The 18126-nt window shown below is 38.6% G+C and carries 17 protein-coding genes; 1 reads left to right on the plus strand and 16 read right to left on the minus strand.

Features of this window, described 5'->3' with window-relative positions; genetic code table 11:
• Window positions 1-6 precede the first annotated feature (6 nt).
• The 15 genes from BKP57_RS09740 to BKP57_RS09810 form a co-directional block, all read right to left on the minus strand.
• Entirely contained in the window at window positions 7-846 is an 840-nt protein-coding gene (locus tag BKP57_RS09740) for an ATP-binding cassette domain-containing protein (protein WP_072741439.1), read from the minus strand.
• Window positions 839-1705, minus strand: coding sequence for an alpha-D-ribose 1-methylphosphonate 5-phosphate C-P-lyase PhnJ (locus tag BKP57_RS09745; protein WP_050350747.1), 867 nt, complete (start codon window positions 1703-1705; stop codon window positions 839-841). The genes BKP57_RS09740 and BKP57_RS09745 overlap by 8 nt, the downstream gene beginning before the upstream one ends.
• On the minus strand, window positions 1698-2813 hold the full coding sequence (locus tag BKP57_RS09750; RefSeq protein ID WP_050350746.1) for a carbon-phosphorus lyase complex subunit PhnI: 1116 nt from the start codon (window positions 2811-2813) through the stop codon (window positions 1698-1700). Before BKP57_RS09750 ends, BKP57_RS09745 begins: the two co-directional genes overlap by 8 nt.
• Entirely contained in the window at window positions 2814-3413 is a 600-nt protein-coding gene (gene phnH / locus BKP57_RS09755) for a phosphonate C-P lyase system protein PhnH (RefSeq protein ID WP_050350745.1), read from the minus strand.
• Window positions 3414-3541: 128 nt separating this feature from the next.
• Window positions 3542-3964, minus strand: a complete 423-nt coding sequence (phnG, locus tag BKP57_RS09760) for a phosphonate C-P lyase system protein PhnG (protein ID WP_050350744.1) — start codon at window positions 3962-3964, stop codon at window positions 3542-3544.
• Between the two features lie 699 nt (window positions 3965-4663).
• Window positions 4664-6094 (minus strand): MBL fold metallo-hydrolase, encoded by a 1431-nt coding sequence (locus BKP57_RS09765; RefSeq protein ID WP_072741440.1) that lies wholly within the window; start codon window positions 6092-6094, stop codon window positions 4664-4666.
• A gap of 86 nt (window positions 6095-6180) precedes the next feature.
• On the minus strand, window positions 6181-7515 hold the full coding sequence (locus BKP57_RS09770) for an ABC transporter substrate-binding protein (protein ID WP_072742411.1): 1335 nt from the start codon (window positions 7513-7515) through the stop codon (window positions 6181-6183).
• Between the two features lie 81 nt (window positions 7516-7596).
• On the minus strand, window positions 7597-8424 hold the full coding sequence (locus BKP57_RS09775) for a carbohydrate ABC transporter permease (protein ID WP_072741441.1): 828 nt from the start codon (window positions 8422-8424) through the stop codon (window positions 7597-7599).
• A 19-nt stretch (window positions 8425-8443) separates the two neighbouring features.
• Window positions 8444-9337, minus strand: a complete 894-nt coding sequence (locus BKP57_RS09780; protein WP_050350741.1) for a carbohydrate ABC transporter permease — start codon at window positions 9335-9337, stop codon at window positions 8444-8446.
• Window positions 9331-10455 carry an ABC transporter ATP-binding protein gene (locus tag BKP57_RS09785; RefSeq protein ID WP_072741442.1) on the minus strand — a complete coding sequence of 375 codons (1125 nt, stop codon included), beginning with the start codon at window positions 10453-10455 and terminating at the stop codon, window positions 9331-9333. The genes BKP57_RS09780 and BKP57_RS09785 overlap by 7 nt, the downstream gene beginning before the upstream one ends.
• A 684-nt stretch (window positions 10456-11139) precedes the next feature.
• On the minus strand, window positions 11140-11865 hold the full coding sequence (locus BKP57_RS09790; RefSeq protein WP_050350739.1) for a GntR family transcriptional regulator: 726 nt from the start codon (window positions 11863-11865) through the stop codon (window positions 11140-11142).
• Window positions 11866-12707: 842 nt separating this feature from the next.
• Window positions 12708-13874, minus strand: a complete 1167-nt coding sequence (locus BKP57_RS09795; RefSeq protein WP_072741443.1) for a TraB/GumN family protein — start codon at window positions 13872-13874, stop codon at window positions 12708-12710.
• Between the two features lie 324 nt (window positions 13875-14198).
• A complete protein-coding gene (locus BKP57_RS09800; protein ID WP_050350737.1) occupies window positions 14199-14483 on the minus strand; it encodes a phospholipase in 285 nt (94 codons plus the stop codon).
• A gap of 169 nt (window positions 14484-14652) precedes the next feature.
• Window positions 14653-15225: a maltose O-acetyltransferase gene (maa, locus tag BKP57_RS09805; protein WP_050350736.1), complete on the minus strand. Its 573-nt coding sequence runs from the start codon at window positions 15223-15225 to the stop codon at window positions 14653-14655.
• A gap of 74 nt (window positions 15226-15299) precedes the next feature.
• Complete coding sequence (locus tag BKP57_RS09810) at window positions 15300-16319, minus strand: YeiH family protein (protein WP_072741444.1); 1020 nt, start codon at window positions 16317-16319, stop codon at window positions 15300-15302.
• A 116-nt stretch (window positions 16320-16435) separates the two neighbouring features.
• On the opposite strand from BKP57_RS09810, the gene BKP57_RS09815 reads away from it, so the two are divergent.
• On the plus strand, window positions 16436-17326 hold the full coding sequence (locus BKP57_RS09815) for a selenium metabolism-associated LysR family transcriptional regulator (RefSeq protein WP_072741445.1): 891 nt from the start codon (window positions 16436-16438) through the stop codon (window positions 17324-17326).
• A 505-nt stretch (window positions 17327-17831) separates the two neighbouring features.
• Here the strand turns inward: BKP57_RS09815 and cas2 are convergent.
• The gene (gene cas2, locus BKP57_RS09820) at window positions 17832-18122 is read right to left on the minus strand and encodes a CRISPR-associated endonuclease Cas2 (protein ID WP_072741446.1); all 291 of its coding nucleotides are present in this window, start codon (window positions 18120-18122) and stop codon (window positions 17832-17834) included.
• Window positions 18123-18126: the final 4 nt, after the last annotated feature.

Consider the following 18126-nt stretch of genomic DNA (forward strand, 5'->3'; position numbering starts at 1 on the left):
CCCCTCCTATAATAACGAGTAAACTAAGCGTTGCGTATAAGCATGTTGTGGATCTTCTAAGATTTGATCCGTTAAACCTTCTTCGATTACGGAACCGTTTAGCATTACCATCGTTCGATCCGCTAACATGCGAATAACTGCCAGATCGTGGGAAACTACGATCATACTAATGCCCCATTCCCGTTGAATTTCCTTAATTAAATCCAGCACATTTGCCTGAACAGACAAGTCTAACCCTGTTGTAACCTCATCCAAAAATAAAATCGGTGGATTATTCGACAAGGCCTTTGCAATTTGCACCCGCTGTTGCATTCCACCAGAGAAATTTTGTGGTTCCTCCTTTGATCGAAACAGTGGTATTTGCACATGCTCAAGCAGTTGATGTCCTGTTCTTTCCATAGAAGCTACGTTTCGGTTACCAGCTGCAATAAGCTTTTCGGCAATATTTCCCATGGAAGAAAAATTCATCTTCAGTCCGTTTACCGGATTTTGATAAACCATCCCATATTTGTGATTGCGAATATATCGTTTTTTCTGTTGTGACAGGTTAAATACATTTTGACCATTTAATTCTCCGTTATGGATATAAGCCTCACCAGAAGTAACGGAAGCATCAAAATAAAGACATTGCATCATCGTTGATTTTCCACTGCCGCTTTCGCCAACAATTCCTAATATCTCTCCTGGAAATAAATCCAGCGAAACATCCTGACACGCGTAAACTGTTCCACAAGTTGGGCAATAATTTTTCTCCAACTGTCGCTTCCCTTTATCGCGACAATGGACACATCCTCTTCCAAACTGTTTATTTAAGTTGCGTACACGCAATATAGGCTCTTCACGCATGATGATGTTCCACCTCCACTTGCTCTTGGCTGTTCAATCTATCTATACAGTAGCTGGTATCATTACACTGATAATAAGCTATGCCTGTTGCTTCATCAACGAGTTCGTCAAGGAAAACATCTGTTGCACCACATAAATGACATGCATGACCTGCAAATGTTTCCACTGCAAATGGATAGTCTTCAAATGCAAGGGATGTGACATCTGTATAAGGCGGAACAGCGTAAATTTTCTTTTCTCGGCCTGCTCCGAGTAATGTCAATGCTTTGGATATATGCATTTTCGGATTATCAAATCTTGGAATTGGACTTGGTGCCATGACATAACGACCATTTACGTATACTGGATGATCCGCACCTGTCGCTGTTTTCCCGTATTTCATAATTTGTTCAAATAACAAGAGCCAAGCTCCACTATATTCTTCTTCAGCATGCAAGCGTTTTGTTACATATTCGCTTGCTTCTACATCACGTAATGGCTCAGGTGTTGGAACCTGTAACACTAAAATTTGCTCCTCTGTTAGCGGGACCTCTGGAATTCGGTGTCTGGATTGAATTAAGGAAGCTGCTTCTGTATGATCGGTTACTTCAACTCCCGTTGTTTGCTGCACGAGCTTTTTAATGCTAACAGCGTTCACCGATTCATCGGCACCTTGATCAATGACTTTTAACGTATCTTCTTTGCCGATTAATGATAAGGTAAGCTGCAAGCCTCCTGTTCCCCACCCTCTTGCAATCGGCATTTCTCTGGAAGCGAATGGAACCTGATAGCCTGGAATTGCTACTGCCTTCAATGTCGTCCGACGAATTTCCTTCTTAGACCCTTCATCAAAAAACGCAAAATGAGTCGTATTATTCATAGTTCTCCCCCTTTCTTTTTACTTCACGAACACTATCCAATTTGGACTGGAATGTAACATAGTGTGGGAGTTTCAGATGCGATATAAAGCCGGTTGCTTCCACCGAATCAATATGCAGCAAAACAAACTCTTCATCATGCGTTGGAAAGCTAGCCTCTGGATGCTCTAAACATTGATCTAAAATGCTCATCGCAATTGCTTTTGTTTCATTTTGCCCATAACATACGCCATAGCCAATCTCAAAATCTAATTCTTCCTCGTTTTGTTCGTTTTTAACAGAGACAGGAACAAACGACTCGACTTCCGAAACTTTAATTTCTCCAATATAGTAGCTGTCTTCTTCCGTTTGGTTCGGTTCGTTTGGATGACCAACATAAATTGGTAGCTTTCCAACACGGACCTCACCAACCGTCGGGTGAACTTGACCGTACCCTCGTAAAGAAGCATAGCCAAGTGCTGTCACTGCTCCTGTTTGCCCACGCGTTAACGTCTGTAATCTAGCACTTCTGGAAGCTGGAAAGGAAAGATTTTCTTTCGTAATATCTGTTGGGCTCGTATTATCCGGTTCATGCGCTACAAATAAGCCTTCTTCTCGCAAATAATCGACTACTTTTGGAAAATAAACCACTTCCCCTGATGTAGCCACTTCATGCTCCATCTGCTCCATAAACTGTTTAATCCACTGCTCATTTTCTGATCGTGTTTCTGAAACCAATGAAAAGTCGAGTAAACGATGCGTGTAATCCGTAGTAGATCCTAATATTTGACCACCAGGAATATCCTTAAAGCTTGCAGATATACGACGTTCTACTAGCATCGACTCGGACTCCACGATATTGCTATAATAAAGTCTTGGTAACGTAGAACGGTGTGCCCGCATAATGAATACTGCCTCTTCCATGCTCCCTTCCGCCTGCTTTATAGCTAGTGCAGCTAGAAATGGCGAATATAGGCTACTTTCAGACATAACTTGGTCCACAAGTGCACGCATCGTAGCCATAATGGTTTTAACTTCAATGATTTCTCTTTCTTTTAAACGATCATATGTTAATCGATTAATGGACGCCTCAATTGCCTTCGTTCCACCTTTGACAGCTACATAGCCCATTTACTCCACCTCCCGTACAGAAACGTTCGTTGTTCTAGGCACACAGGCAACTTGCAAACTATCATCCGTTAGCATAAGGTCTATTCCTAACGGATATTCTTGTACTGCTTCGCTCCTAGCTTGCCAAACGCTTGGCGATAAACTGGTATGTAAATCAATATGGCTCTCAATCCCTGGACCGGTGAGTCGTAGCTGAGTCTGATTAGATAGGAGAACACTGCTTTCCATTACCCATGTGGAAGAATGCTGCGGATCAATCAGGTTTCCCTTTTCGCAGGCTGCCATCCCTTCAATAATTGAAGCATCTGTAGCATCCTTTAACACAATAATAAAATCTGCTTTTTCTACAGGTGCATGCTTTGCCAACGTATAAGCGGCGATCTTTTCTTCTACTAACTGATTATTCTCCGTAATTACATGAAACGATACTTCTCCGTCCAATAATGTCATTGCAATCAGTAACGTCGTATTGTAACACGCAACCTCATAATTAAATCGTTCTGCAAATTCTTCTAAATTAGCTATCTTCCCTGGACGAGCCATGCTGTCCAATACTTTTCGATACACCTTTTGTAAATCATGAACTAGATCTATAGGCATACAATCTCTCTCCTGATCTTATATTTTAAGAAGCTGTCTAATTTCTTCCTTAGTTTCGTTTATTAACTAGCAAATATTTCAACTGATTAAAAACAGTACCGCTGTACAAGTCTTAATATGTGAAGCACTTAAACATCCATAGTTTCAAAGCTTACCTTTGTTTCCATTAGCTCTGCTTGCTGCTTTGCTCGTTTATGATGTATGTCTGCTTCAGCTTCTAATAAGACATCTGCCCAAGCTAATGTTTCTGGTAATTGTGCATTGTAGGCAGCATCAATAATAGCTAAATTTGTTGCTAAATCATCTTGCATTCCTTGCACTACACCAATGCCAATCTGCTCATTAATTTCCACTTTTGCTTCCGTAACAAGCATTTCACCAATATAGAATAAGGATTTTTTTGCGCTTTCCCGCATCTTTACCATCGTTAATCCATATTGCGGGGCTACAATTTCCTTGTAGGTGTATGTCTGCTTAATTTGATATGCCAAGCTTTTTGCCAAATCGGTATTCGCTTGAACAAGAATCTCTGTTCTTCTCCGTCGTTTCATGCATACATCCTCCTTTACAACTCATAGTAACTTGTTGCCAAGTTGCTGTGTTTTAAAATATCGTAAAGTCTTTGTAAATAACTATTTATAATTCAAAGAAAAGAACGGAATAACCTTAAAGAGATAGTTTTTTGTAATGCATTGGTTACAACTGGAGACAAGTTTACATAAAAAACTATTATTTGAGGATACACATTGTTAATACACTAACAAAGCCTGAAAAGTTTTAGAATGAACAAAGGTGCGGGGCGCCCGTTTAGCAACGTAGCGAATGGAACGTATCAACTTAAGATAAAGTGAACCTTCAATCAGCGGGGTTTTCTTCCAGCCCCGCTGATTGTTAGTCGAACGAATCGGGAATTTAGGTGCTGTTACCTCCCACTTCGACTTGTTTAGCTCACATCTTCCATTCTTGAAGTGGGAGTCTACAACGCCTTTTTACGGGATAAAGGAATCATGCCACTAAAACAGTGGTTGCCGACGACTGGACGGCAAGCCCGTTTTTAGTCGGCCTTCCTCTTTGCGACGAACCGATGATGCCTTATCGTAGGGTTGATTCGTGAAGTCGCATCGTTGTTGGGCTCATGAGCCGATCGTGGCTATGCGGTTATTTCATCCTCACGCACCTAATTTTATACTTGCTTATCTTTTAAAAAAACGCTAGTGCATAACACACTAACGCCTTTTTATCATTACTTGTTAATGAAGTGATTTTTCATCTACTTGCAATCCCTTTTTAACGATTTTGTTCTGCTTGATCCCATAGGTAACACCATATTCCGGCAAAAATAAACGACTATGATCTGGGACGAGTCGTTCTGGATAAAAGCTATGCAGTGGAATGAATGTAGATGGCTTTAATCTTTCCAATACATACTTTAAATGTTGCGGTGCAGCATGCCCGCTTGTTCCAACATCATAACGGGGAATCCCTTGTTTATGAAGGAAATCAATTAATCTCTGATAGTTAGGATCATAATCACCAAGTGGCATACCGTTTGCATGTAAGTAAACGCTATTTTCGCAATTTAAATCTAATAATTCAAGTGCGTTTTCATAGCTAATTTGTAATAAAAATTGATTGGGATGAAGGTTTACCAGATCTTTGTCTACAGTTTCATAAAGTGCCAATAGCTGCTCCATCCAAATTGGTAATGTACTGTTCTCTCTTTGCTGCTTTACGTCCGCAGATTGATATACAGAAAAATCAGTTCCCTTTAAAAATCGACTAGCAATATAAGCAGTTTCCAATTCAAAAATCAGCTTTCGGTTCGACACTTTCGCTACCTGAATTAGCGCTTCTAATCGTTCGATATTACGATGATATATATTAAAAAACGCTAATCCATCTGTTTGCTTACAAATCTCTAGCATTCTATTAACTATTTCCGCTTCTCGTAACATATTTTTTGGTAGAGAAGGGTCTGCCACGAGTGGTTGTTTCATATCTTCAACACTATGCAATGTTGTGCCTTCCATAATTAAAACATCAAGTCCGCGACTTCTAACATACTCCACAGCAGCCTCAATCATATTTGGGTGATTGCCATGCAACCGAAAATCTCCAGTATAAAAAAGCGCAACATCTGGTGTCTCTATATAAAATCCGCAAGCACCAATAACATCATGATCCACCGCAATTGGCGTAATTGCTATGTGCCCCACATAAAACGTTGCCCCATATGTACAAGCTCGAAAATTGGGAGTATACCCCGGTACTGCCTCTCCTACTACTTCTAAAGTTTCATATAACTTTAATGAATCATCTGTTACATATATTGGAATATCCGGATCTATCATCCCAGCTCCTCCCATATGATCTAAGTGCATATGGGAAACAAGTACAACAGTTTCACGCTCATCCTGCTCTTTTGCCAAGAGGTTTATTCCTTGTATATCTTCTCCTCGATATATACCATCAATAGCTGGTAAGATACCTAAAGCAAGATAATCAGCTACTTGTTTACTCTTTCTAACTCTAACGTCTCCGTCTAAAATATTGGAACCAGAACTGAAAATAAAACCAAAGTCAAAAACAATTCTAGCTTTCTCGTATTCAATTGAAATGATCGTTCCTCCAATTGTCCGTAATCCTCCCCAAAAACGGATTTCCGTATTACCATTATCCATTCTTCATCTCACCTATCTTTCAAATGTCAAGAAGGAGTCATGACCAGACCCCTTCCGCTTTATATACAAAATCACTATACTACCACTTATTTATTCGCCTTATCCACTGCATTTTGAGCATCTTTTTGGATATCCTTTAATCCATCTTCCACTGTCTTCTCTTGTAATAAAACAGCCTGAATTTCTTTATCTAGTACTTCTTGAATACCAGATTTACCTTTTATATTTGGGTCATAATAACCAGCATCAAACTGTGAAGCTGCTACTCCAAATTCTGGGTTTTCTTGAATATACTGCTTCCATTCGTCTGTATTTAAAGCTGAATCACGTACAGGTACATAGCCTGTTGATTTCGCCCAATACACTGTTTGTTCTTTACTTGTTAAAAATTTCATATATTCCCAAGCTGCTAGTTTCTCTTCTTCTGAAGCAGAGTTAAACATCGTTAAATTCGTGCCTTGGAATGCCGTTGCAGCTTCCTTCCCCTTTGGAAGTGGTGCTACAGACCAATTGATCTTACTTTCAGCTTCCGCTCCTACAAAGGATATTCCTGCTGAAGAACCAACATACATTGCTACATCCCCACGACCAAACGGTCCAGACATATAACCATCTTCTCCGGCAAGGCGAGCATGTCCTGCCGCAACCATACCGTTTAGAAATTCAAGAGCCGTTTTCGCCTCCGGTGTATCGAAAGTAACCTTATTTTCTTCTGCATCAATTGTCTTTCCACCTGTTTGGCGAACATATGTTGGGAAAGATAAACCGATAGAGTTCTCAAAACCTAATCCGACAATAGATGTACCATCTTTTTCTGTTGTCAATTTCTCAGCAGCTTGTTTATACTCTTCCCATGTTGTTGGAACTTCTAGATCGTTATCAGCAAGCATATCTTCATTATAATAAAGCACTTCTGTACTCTTATTGAATGGAACACCATACATTTTATCCTCCCACGTATTTGCTTTACGGAAAACTTCGACGATATCATTTAATTCATCTTCCGACCAGCCATGCTTCTCATGTTCAATGTACGGCGTAAGATCTGCAATCAAATCATTGTCAATATACTGTGTCATCCAATCTTCATATGCCTGTGTCATTACTGGTACATCACCAGCTTTAGCGGAAGCCATTAATTTCTGGGATAAATCACCATATGATCCTTGGCTAACTAATGTAACTTCAATATTTTCCTGTGATTGATTAAATTCATCTGTGATTGTTTTTAATGTTTCTTCCAGTCCACCTGTCATTGCATGCCAAAACTCAATTTCTACAGGTTCTTCCAAACTATCTGGAATAGAAGTTGCTGTTGCTTTTTCTGCCTCTTTATCTTCTTTCTGTTTCTCTTCATTCCCACATGCAGCCAGTACCATGATTTGCATAGTAATCACTAAAAACATAATAATCTTTTTCATACCATACCCTCCAATAATAGATGTATTCATATATGGTTAACCTTCTTTTTTTACAAAGAAGTAAAATTAAAAAGTCTTCAGCTATCCTTTTACGCCCGCTTTTGCTACCCCTTCAATGATGTACTTTTGTAAAATAATATATAAGATAATCATTGGCAAAATAATCATCGTTGAAGCTGCCATCAATAGCTCATAAACCGTCCCTGTCTCTGTGCTAAAAGCCGTTAAACCGACAGGAAGTGTACGCATTTCCTCCGAATTCGTAACAATTAACGGCCATAGAAACGCATTCCAGCTTCCAATCGCTTTTAACAAAGTAATCGTAATTAGGGCCGGCTTTGCAAGTGGTACCATAATTGTCCACAAAAATTTAAAGTCATTGCAGCCATCAATTTTAGACGCATAAGCAAGCTCTTCAGGAATACTTAAGAAAAACTGCCGCAATAGAAAGATAGAAAATATGCTCGCAATCCAAGGGACAATTAATGCTTCATACTGGTCAATCCAGCCCAGATGCACAAGCGTTACAAAATTTGGTGTCAATAGCACTTCTCCTGGAACCATCATCGTCCCGAGCAACACCGCAAAAACAATATTTTTCCCATAAAAATTAATGCGCGAAAAAGCATAGGCAGCTAAAATGGTTGTAATTAATTCTCCAAGTGTGCTAAGCACCAACACAACAATACTGTTGAAGGCATAACGTGCAAATGGCGCAACTTCAAAAGCTTTGGTATAATTCTCCCATTGAATATCGGTTGGAATCCATTTTGGCGGCATAATCATAACCTCATTTGCCGACTTTAATGATGTACTAATCATCCAAGCAAATGGAAGGAGCATGAGGATAGCACCGAGCGTTAATAAAATGTAAATAAACCCTTTTGACATTGCCTCTTTTTTCACCATACAATCTACTCCTTCCTTGCTAATAATTAACCTTTTTCTTCCCAACATACAGTTGAATTAAAGTGAAAACGAAGATGACTAGAAAAAGCATATATGCTGCAGCAGAAGCTACTCCAAAGTCCCAATCCTGATAAAAACGATTAAAAATATAATAAACAATGGTTTGTGCGCTTCCCGCTGGACCAGGCTGACCACCAAATAAAGCAAAAACCTCATCAAACACTTTAAATGCATTTATAATGGAAACAATCGAAATAAAAAATGTTGTCGGCGAAATAAGTGGAACTGTAACATTTTTGAATCTTTCCCATTTAGAAGCACCATCAATCTGGGCAGCTAGATAGTATTGTTTACTGACATTCTGTAAGCCCGCTAAAAAAATAATGATGTTATAGCCCAGCCCTTTCCACACCGCCAATATGATTAATGATGGCATCGCCCATTGTGGATCCGTTAGCCATTCAATCGCATTTATTCCAAAAAAGCCTAAAAAATAATTTAAAACACCGTATTCCGTATGAAAAATCCATCGCCATACAATGGATACGGCAACAACAGATGTAACAAATGGAATAAAATAGATAGTTCGAAATAATCCTCGTAACCGAATACTTTGATTTAACATAATCGCTATACCTAAAGATAATACAATTGAAATTGGCACAACACCTAGGACATAAATAAACGTGTTAGACATGGACTCCCAAAATGCTTCATCTGTAAAAATATACGTATAATTATCCAAGCCACGTTCGTAAACCGTGTCTTCAAAATAATCGTAATCTGTATAAAAGCTCATAAAGAATGATTTAACAATTGGATATAAGTTAAATACACCGATAATGAGAAGAGCAGGTAACAAATACAAACCTGCTTTTAATGTTTTTTCCCATGTTGGTTTCTCATTCAGCATGTCACCCTCTCCTTCAGTGCTGAATGAATAGGCTCGTCCATCAGCAAGCTTTCTCCAGTATCCGCATGAAATAAATGACAATATCCAGGACGGATACCTAGCGTAACTTTTTTTCCAATCGTAACTTCTGTATCTGGTGATACAATAGCCCTTATCTTCCGTTTACCAACTTGTATATTTAACAGATTGTCTCTGCCAATCCGCTCTACCATCATTGTTTCTCCTGTGATCCCCCCTTGTTCATTTTCTGACTGTACAAATAAGTCCTCAGGTCTTACTCCAACAATAACTTGTTCCTGTGGTTCAACTTCACGCGTTACTTGCTTAGTAATCGCTATTCGCTGATCTGTGTCTTCTAATCTCACGAATTGTTTATTTGTTTCTAATACAGCAGGTAATTGATTCATAGGCGGATTGCCTAAAAACCGACCTACAAATTCATTCTGTGGATATTCGTAAATTTCTCTCGCATCACTATACTGTTGATATTTACCATCTTTCATTAATAAAATTTTATCGGATATACTGAGGGCCTCTTCTTGATCATGTGTTACGAAAACCGTAGTAATCCCTATCGTTTGTTGTATACGCCTAATCTCTTCACGCATTTCTAAACGAAGTCTAGCATCCAGATTAGATAATGGTTCATCTAATAACAACAATTTAGGTTTTTTCACAAGCGCTCTTGCGATTGCAACGCGTTGCTGCTGACCTCCCGATAACTGGCTGGGTTTTCTTTCTAAAAGATGCCCTATTTGCACAAGCTCAGCCATCGCTATCGCACTTTCTCTTGCCTCTTTTTTAGCTACTTTGGCCATTTTCAATGGAAACATAATATTTTTTAAAACCGTCATATGTGGATAAAGTGCATAATTTTGGAATACCATGCCAATTTGTCGTTTCTCTGGCGACACTTTATTCATCAACTGTTCACCAAAATATAATTCACCTGAAGTCGGTTGATATAGCCCTGCTAACATGAACAAGGTGGTACTTTTCCCACAACCACTAGGTCCAAGTAAGGAAACTAAACTCCCTTCTTCAATAGTTACAGATAAGCGATCTACGGCTGTCACCTCTGCAAATTGCATCGAAATATTGTTCAAAGTAATATTCACTGCAAATCCTCCGTTTACGTATTTTTATCTGATTATTCAGAACTATTTCATCGACAATATGTACATTTTTCTAGCTTTTTTTATAAATATGAGGTATGTTTAAATGTTACACAGTATTCACTAAAATCATTATGTAGTAGTCTTAGTGAAAAAGCAATATGAAAACCACTTAATTTACATAAAATTAACAATTTTAACTCTATTCTAATAATTAATGCGGATATAACCTCAATATTTCTAAACGAACCGGTGTTTAGGTACTGTTATTTCCACTTAGACTTAGTGCAGGACAAGTTTTGTCACCAACCCTTGAAATCGGAGTCTTTACAATAGCTTATATGCAAGATAAAGCCTAAAATCTTATACTTTCCTATAGTGGAACAAAGGCGCGGGGCGCACGTTTAGCAACGTAGCGAATGGAACGTATGGAACGAATCAACTAAAGATAAAGGAATCATTCCACTAAAAACAGGGGTATGCCGACGCCTGAGCGGCAAGCCCGTTTTTAGTCGGCCTTCCCCTTAACGACGAACCGATGATGACTTATCGTAGGGCGCATTTCTAAAGTCGCATCGTTGCTGGGCTCATGCGCCGGACGTGGCTATTCGGTTATTTCGTTACTCATAAGCACCTCATTTTATGCTTTCTTATCTTACAAAAAAATCGGAAAGGTCCAGATAGACCTCACCGACTTCCTTCTGACGTAATATCATATTTGAATTTATCACTTCGATACAGTATTTTCGTATATTCCAGTACTTTCTTAGTCTTTCTATCAATACAGTCCGTTTCCAGCACGATGAGAGGAACCATGCTACTACATGATAACAGCTCCTGTTCATAAGAAGTGGGAAACGTAATACTTAATAAGGAATGCTTACTCGCAAATTCCTCATAACCGAATTGGCGATAATAAGCAAACATGGATAATATTTGCGACCCTTCGTGAGCTATATTCGGAAACCGATCCTGATCTACAAACGATTGGTGAATCGCTATAGGTTCATCATCAATTAATCGCAGGCGACCAATTTTATAAATCGCTGCTTCTCGATTTGCCTGTAGCGTATCGTAAATTTTACTATCATAATTAATTTTGTTACAGTACATATTTTTGGTTGTCAAACGGTATCCTGCTCGTTTCATTTTATCAGTAAAACTGCTATTTCCTGTTAAGTGCAACTGAATTGGCTTGGATGTCTCCTTTAAAAATCGCCCTTTCCCTTGTACTGAATAAATATAGCCACGTGCTTCTAGGGTTGTTAAAGCTTTTCTAGCAGTAATACGCGGCACTTTATGCTGATCTGCCAGCTTGTTTTCTGAGGGAATCTTTTCACCAGGTTTCATCGCTTTCGTAATGATTTTCTCCATTATATCGTCAATAATTTGCATTTCCTTATCTACAGGCATCCAGATACCTCCTTACTAACCTTGTGGATGTTTAAGTTTAAACTGGGCACTATACATAAGAATTTGACTATCTAACAATCTTAGTGTGCTTGTCTTGATACGTAGTACATCTACCTTGGTCAAATGATTTTTCTATGGCACAACGTCCATTATCTTTATATTTGAAAAAAAGAGCGTTTTTACTGTGAAGGAATGACAAATAGCCAAGCTACCTATCTCCCGTTCAAAAAAGAAAATTCATGAAGTCTCAAACAGCTTTTTATTGTTACATTATCAGTGATTGTTACGAACGGTTTTTTAGTAAGTATATCACAGAAAATACAAAAGATACGATGAAGCAAAGAAGTTTACCATCTCTCGCTTGGTTGCACAGCCCGATATGGTTATAAACGGTTTACAGAACACCGAAAATCAAGTCGCCGTCTAAACAACATGCGCCTGGGAAACTACCCTTTTTTACCAGATTTCCTTTTACTTCTAACACGCGTTTTCTCATGCAATGCTCAATCAATACAGCTTTTTTACAGCAGAACAAAGGCGCGGGCGACCGTTTAACAACGTAGCGAATGGAACGAATCAACTAAAGATTTAGGAATCATGCCACTAAAAACAGGGATATGCCGACGCCTGAGCGACAAGCCCGGTTTTAGTCGGCCTCCCTCTTAGTGACGAACCGATGATGACTTATCGTAGGGCGATTCGTGAAGTCGCCTAGTTGCTGGGCTCATGCGCTGGACGTGACTATTCGGTTATTTCATTATCCATAAGCACCTAAGTTTATACTTTCTTATTCTGCGAAAAAAACCAACAGTCTCGAACCAACTGTTGGGCTTAGCTTATCCCTATAAATTTTCTAAAAACACACGAATTACATCTACCCCACCAATAAACGTCCCTAAGGAGCTACCAATATTTGCTAACACTACGATTAATAAAACTCGCGTTACTTTATTGCGCCAAAAACCTTTCACTGTAAATACATCCTCTGACAGCGTCTCAAAATCCCGCACATGAGGTCTCTTAACATATGCCTGCACAAATCCAGCAAACCATCCAGCTGCAAGCAATGGATTTAATGAAGTAATCGGCGCTGCTATAAGTGCAGTTAAAATAGTTAACGGATGCCCAAGGGCAATCAACGCACCAATCGCGGATAACCCGCCATTCCAGATAATCCAGCTTAATGTTTGCTCCCAACCTGCTTGAGGATTAGCATAAAAGGTATATGCAATAATCGCCAAAATAAGTACAGGGATGGACCAACCGATGATTTTGGGCCATTTTGATTTTGGTGGGACTTCTCGTAATTTACTTAAATCATGATCTTTTTGAATTTGCTCTTTAATCCCAGGCACATGTGCCGCACCAAGCACGGCAACAATTTTATTCCCAGGCGCTTCTTTAATCTTTTGAGCTAAATATTGATCTCGTTCATCAATGAGAGGCTTTTTTAGCCTTGGAAACGAATCCGTAAACTCTTGTAAAATGGTATGGATTGTATCTTGCTGTTTCATTTTTTCCAGTTCTTCTTCAGATATCGTTTCTTTACTGAAAATACTCGCAATCACTTGGGTTAACAGCATTGCTTTACCTTTTAGCCCAATATTATTCCAAATTCGAGCAAAGGTAATTTGAATATTACGATCCGCCAACACAAGCTTTGCATTCACTTGTTCCGCTGATTCAATACCCTGAATCATTTCTTGACCTGGATTAATGCCAAATTGTTTAGCCATTCGTTTTTGAAAAGAAGAAATAGCTAAATTCATCAATAACAAGGAAGCCTTCTTTTCTTTAATCACCTTAAATATATCCATGTTCTTCCATTTATTATCGTCTTTAACGGATTGATATCGCTGTTCATCTAACTCTACACATACTGCATCAGGGTTCTCCGCTTCTATGACCTCTTTTACTTGTTCCGCACTATGTTTGGAGACATGGGCCGTACCAATCAGGATATATTCCTTATCATCCATATATATTCGTGTTATATTATCCTCTGTCATAGATTACCTTCCTTTACTCCCAACGTTTAAACTATTTTTATTATACGTTAAAAGCATATACATTGGAAGTTCAAGGAAAATTGCTCGAGTTCACGAGGAATTCGCCGGAGTTCACAGGAAAGTTGCACCGACGTCTGTCAAGTGGACACGATAATTTGTTCACAACTTTTTCGCCGAAGTTCACAATTTCATGTCTCGCTTATTTGATTTCGTTTAAAGATAAAGATTCTATTCTAAAGCATTTGTATTTGCAAACTGCATTTCCTGATTTTATCACCTAAAATGAACCATGGGGTACGCCCCATGGTTATTAGATAAACATTATTAAAACCTTCTAAACCCACAAGTAAATAAGCTTTGCAATCTCATATAATTATACATGGTACGGGCATGCCTTCCTTTCGCTGTTCGAGGGTCGATTTTTAAACGCATATGTTCGAGAAATGCTTTGTCACATTTACAATAATCTCTAGAACGGCGGTAACACATATCATGCGCTTTACAAATAGCGTCTACATCATTAATGGGCTCACCTGGTCCACTGCAACCAGGACCACACCAACGGTATCCATCAGGAAAGCATGATGTTGTTTCTCGTTGATGCCGCATTGTAAAACCTCCTATCTAAAGGTTCTACAACACTATATGCACCTCTTTATCAAATAGACGCTACACATGCCCCAGTTTATATTTGATGTGGCATATTTTCAAACAGTGACATAATTATATGTAAATAATAACAGTGCCAATAAATTAAATACTTTATACCCAAAAAACGCTAAACATTATTAGGTGTCCGGATTTTCTTCAACACCCTAGCTGGGTTCCCGCCAACTACAGTATTTGCCGGTACATCTTTTACTACAACAGATCCAGAGGCAATTACAGCATTATTACCAATTGTTACACCTGGATTAATAACTGCTCTCCCGCCGATCCATACATTATCACCAATCGTAACAGGTTTGCCAAGCTCTTTCCCTGAGTTTCTTGCATGCGGATCCAACGGGTGCGTTGCAGTGTAAATATGCACACCAGGTGCAAGCATGCAATTGTTGCCAATTCTTATTTTACAAACATCAAGCATAACACAATCAAAATTGGCGTAAAAATGATTACCAATATAGATATTATACCCATAGTCACAACGAAACGTTGGCTCTATATATATATCCTCTCCGGTAGAGCCTAGTAAATCTTGTAGTAACTTCTTTCGCTCTTCTAAATCCGTTTCCAAAGTTTGATTAAACAACCGCGTTTTCATACGGCAAGATTCACGATCGTGAACTAACGTTTGATCAGATGGATTGTATAATTCACCTGCTATCATTTTTTCCTTTTCTGTTGTCATTACGAAATCTCCTTCTATTTCCATTTGCTTTTATTATAATCCAAGATCAACATTTGATATATCATTTTTGCCGCTTAATTTAACTGAAATAGCATAACAAGCGAGTAGCCTAATATAACGAGCAAAACAGATCCAACCATACCCGCTGCAAATGATTTCATTCCTAATCTTCGAAATGTCTTTAGTTCAACATTTAAACCAAGCCCTGCCATCGCCATCGCAATTAATAAATATGCTACTGTGACAATCGTATTTGCAACAGATTCTGACACAATACCAAGTGTATTAAAACCACTCATTGCAAGAAAACCTAATATAAACCATGGAATAATGGACATCGATACTTTTTTGTTCGTACTTTCTCCACTTCGTTGAAACATGTAACCAACTACTATCACGACAGGTACTAATAATGCCACCCTCGTTAATTTAACAATTACCGCTAAGTCCACCGCTTCACTCCCACCAACATCAGCAGCAGCAATCACGTGTGCTATTTCGTGAAGTGTAGCTCCGGTAAAAATACCATAGCCTGTAGGTGATAAATTTAAAATGGAGTAAATGACACTGTAAATCAGGGTGAAAATCGTTCCTAAAACAGCAACGGTAGCTGCGCCAACTGCGGTTTCCTCATCTTTCGCCTTCACTTGCGGAGCAACTGCAACGACCGCTGCAGCACCACAAATCGCTGTGCCACAAGCAGTTAAAATGCCTAAACGTTTTCCTACACCAAACCACCTTGTTAATCCATAAACTACGAACAATGTAAATACCAAACAAATTGCTGCTATCAAAAATACACTGATTCCCGCCTGGTATATATCTATCAAATTCAACCTCATGCCTAATAGAATAATTCCTAAACGTAACAGCTTTTTATTGGAAAATGTCACCCCTTTTTGTAAATGGCTTGGAACTCCAATTGCCTGCTTCCATATCATTCCGATTATAATCGCAATCACAAGCTGACCCATAATCGATAAAAAGGGTAACTTAGCCGCATAATTAGCTATGATAGCTATAATTAATGTAATCCCGATTCCTTGAAAAAATGCTATACGGTTCGTTTTCTTTTGTCCAACCGTATTCCCCATCATGGTCACTTCCTTTTCGTTCTCTTACATTTACTTTATCGAACGACTGATTATTAGTAAAATACATATAAGTAATTGTTATTATTAATGTTTTTAATAAACAAGGAGCTGATTGTATGTATTACGACGCATTACGCACATTCATTACTCTTGCAGAGGTTAAGAATTTTACGAAAGCAGCAGAAATACTACATATTTCACAACCAAGTGTCAGCTTACATATAAAGAACCTTGAACGTGAGCTAGAAACGGAATTAGTTGTCCGTTCGCGTAAATCATTAAAGCTTTCACCAACTGGAGCCATCCTATATGAACGAGCAAAACAGATTATCCGTATTTATGAGCAAACAAAGCGAGATATTTTAGAGCAGCAACAGATTGTAAAAGGGTGCTTAAAAATCGGTGCTAGCTTTACTATTGGGGAATATATTTTGCCCGATTTACTTGTAGATGTACATGCAGCCTATCCTGAGCTTGAATTAAAAGTAGTCATCGGAAATACAGAGGAAATCGTACAGCAGGTGAAGCACTTCCAAGTGGATATTGGGTTTATTGAAGGGCAAACGAGTGATAAAGAGCTAGTCGTACAGCCATTTATGAAGGATGAATTATGGGTAGTTGCACCTGTTTCCCATGAACTATCTCAAAAAGAAGAGATAACCACTTCAGATTTGCAAAATCAATCATGGATTTCCCGTGAGGAGGGGTCTGGGACCCGAGAATATTTAGAGCATGTGATTCGTTCCAACGGATTACAAGTTAAATCATTTCTCACGATCAGTAGCAATCAGGGAGTAAAAGAAAGCGTGATTAAGGGAATGGGACTGTCATTATTGTCTCATAGTGTTATAGAACGAGATGTGCAATTAGAGCAGCTCACCACATTACAGCTCAAGGACATCCATTTCAAACGAATGTTTTCCTGCGTTTACTCACCTATTATGAAAAGTAAACAAAATGTAGCAATATTTATGGACATGCTAAAAGAAAAATGGCCTTATTCCTAGGGGTTGGAAGTATGCCAATCAGAAAATATAAAGGCATTAGAAAAAATATCAAATGTAAATCAGGCTAACCATTCTCCTAGCCTGATTTATGGTTACAAAATCTGAAATTTCAATCCACGCACCTATATAAGGTGCGACCTGACTCGATAGTTCGTGTTGTATTGATACCAGTATTTCAATCCACGCACCTATATAAGGTGCGACCACCGAAGGATAGTATCGGTGCTTCTTTCATATTATTTCAATCCACGCACCTATATAAGGTGCGACCAGAAATGAAAAAAGTAAATTACAACATTAGGATAATTTCAATCCACGCACCTATATAAGGTGCGACTGCGATTTTTGCTCATAAACTCCTATTTTATGGATTTTTGTGAAATCTATGGGCAAAAATAAAGTCATTTTAAATTTGAATTAGCAAGCCCTCCTAAAAAACCACCTATATTATTCCATTTAAAAGGTGCGAATCCCCCGGGAAATTCATGTGCACTTGGGGTTCGCACTAAAAAATTAAGGGATCCTCTAAGTTAATTGCTTCCTTTGTACCAATATGTTCTACTTTTGTTTTGTAGTTATTTCCTAATCGGTAAAAGCGTAAGCTATCCTTTTCCTCATCTATTAATCCTGTTAGCTGAATTTTTAAAGCAGCGAACTGTGCATCGTCTACAATACATTCAAAAACTGAATTCTGCACTCTCTGCCCATAATTTTGACATACTTTCGACACTTTACGTAACCGCTTTCGGCCACCATTACTTGATGTGTTGACATCATATGTAACTAGTACTAACATTTTT

The organism is Virgibacillus sp. 6R (genome assembly GCF_001895305.1).
Lineage (GTDB): Bacteria > Bacillota > Bacilli > Bacillales > Amphibacillaceae > Virgibacillus > Virgibacillus pantothenticus.